Here is a 1,546-nt window from a genome sequence, read left to right as displayed (position 1 = left end):
GCCGTCGTCGCCACCGAGGTCAAGAACCTCGCCAACCAGTCGGCCAACGCGACCCAGAAAATCTCCGCCGAAATCGCGGGTATCCAGGGGCTGTCCACCGACATGGTCGTTGCCCTCCGGGAGATCCGCCGCGCGGTCGGCAATGTCCGGGAATATGTCTCCACCACCGCCGCCGCCGTGGAGGAACAAAGCGCGGTCACCCGCGACATGTCCTCCAACATGCAGACGACCGCCGCCGCCGTAGAAACCGTCACCCGCAATCTCACGGCCATTAACCACTCAATCGGCAAGGTCACCGGTGCCGTCACCACCACAAAGGAAGCCGCCCGCGTCCTGGCTCGGTAGTTCGCTCAGGATCGGCCCGGCCGGAACCACGAATGACCCGCCGCAGACACCTCGCGCCTCAGCAATCGCGCAGCATGTTCAACATGCCGATATTGATCGTGGCGTTGTCCTGTGCGACCGGCCTTACCGGTGATTATGTATTGAGCGCCGGCCTGTCTCAACCGAACCGCACGAGGTTGAGGGCCGGCAGGGGGCCGCCGGGGAACTGTGCCAGCCGGGCACCCACGGCAAGCGGCCCCAGGTCGATGCCGAAGAAACCCAGGCGCTCGATCAATGACCCGACCACTACCTTGGCCGGTGCATGGTCGCCTGAATGGAACAGGACGCGCCGCCCGCCCTCGGCCTGCGGATCACCGGACAGGAGGTGCGGCTGGAGATGGTTGAACGCCTTTACCACCCGGGCCCCCGGCACCAGTTCCGAAAAGACTTCCGTCGAGCTGCGGCCATGCAGTTCCGCCGGCTTGAACATCGGCGCCTCGATGGGGTTGTTGGCATCGATGACGATACGGCCGGCGAAGTCGGGCAACCCGGCCAGGGCCGTGGGCAGCGTCGACCAGTTGACGGCGACCAGGACGATGTCCTTGGCTGCCGCTTCCTCCCGCGTGCCCGCACGGATACTGGGACCGAGGGCGGCGGCGATCTCCTTCAGGCTGTCGGGACCGCGGCTGTTGGCGATGGTGGCCTCAATACCCTGGCGGGCAAGGGCAGTGGCGAAGGCGCGGCCGATCTGGCCGGCGCCGATGATGCCGATGCTGGACATGGCAATATTCCTTGGCTGAGGGGATGGATCAGCCGGTCAGGCCGCCATCGGCGACGATCTCGGCACCGGTGACGAAGGCGGCCTCCGGGCTGGCCAGGAAGGCGACGACGCTGGCGATCTCATGCGGCTGGCCATAGCGGCCGATGGCGATGCCGGGGCCGACGATGCCGGCCACCGGGCCGTCCGCCGGGTTCATGTCCGTGTCGGTCGGGCCCGGATGCACCGTGTTGACGGTGATGCCCTTCGGCCCCAGGTCGCGCACCAGGCTGCGGTTGAAGCCGGTGACCGCCCCCTTGGTCAAGGTATAGAGCGAGGCGGTGGGGAACGCCGCATAGCGGGTCATGGAGGAGCCGATATGGATGATGCGCCCGCCCGATTTCATGTGGCGCGCCGCCTCCTGCGTGGCCACGAACACGCCCGTCACGTTGACGGCGATCATCC

The 1,546-nt window shown here is 66.9% G+C and carries 3 protein-coding genes; 1 reads left to right on the top strand and 2 read right to left on the bottom strand.

Annotated elements, in window-relative coordinates:
• A partial coding sequence (locus AC1Q7F_RS32535; protein WP_492512698.1) for a methyl-accepting chemotaxis protein occupies positions 1–345 on the top strand: 345 nt, incomplete at its 5' end.
• Between the two features lie 157 nt (positions 346–502).
• On the opposite strand, the gene AC1Q7F_RS32530 is transcribed toward AC1Q7F_RS32535, so the two are convergent.
• Positions 503–1,105: an NADPH-dependent F420 reductase gene (locus AC1Q7F_RS32530; RefSeq protein ID WP_492512697.1), complete on the bottom strand. Its 603-nt coding sequence runs from the start codon at positions 1,103–1,105 to the stop codon at positions 503–505.
• A gap of 28 nt (positions 1,106–1,133) precedes the next feature.
• Positions 1,134–1,546, bottom strand: a 413-nt coding sequence (locus AC1Q7F_RS32525) for an SDR family oxidoreductase (RefSeq protein ID WP_492512696.1), incomplete at its 5' end; no start/stop codon positions are given.

It is taken from the genome of Niveispirillum sp. GW835-FHT14G11 (assembly GCF_058793615.1).
This window is presented reverse-complemented; position numbering and strand designations above follow the sequence as displayed.

Bases quoted from the DNA above. Each gene is read 5' to 3' on its own strand.
- AC1Q7F_RS32530 (WP_492512697.1), bottom strand. From the start codon at position 1,105: ATGTCCAGCATCGGCATCATCGGCGCCGGCCAGATCGGCCGCGCCTTC.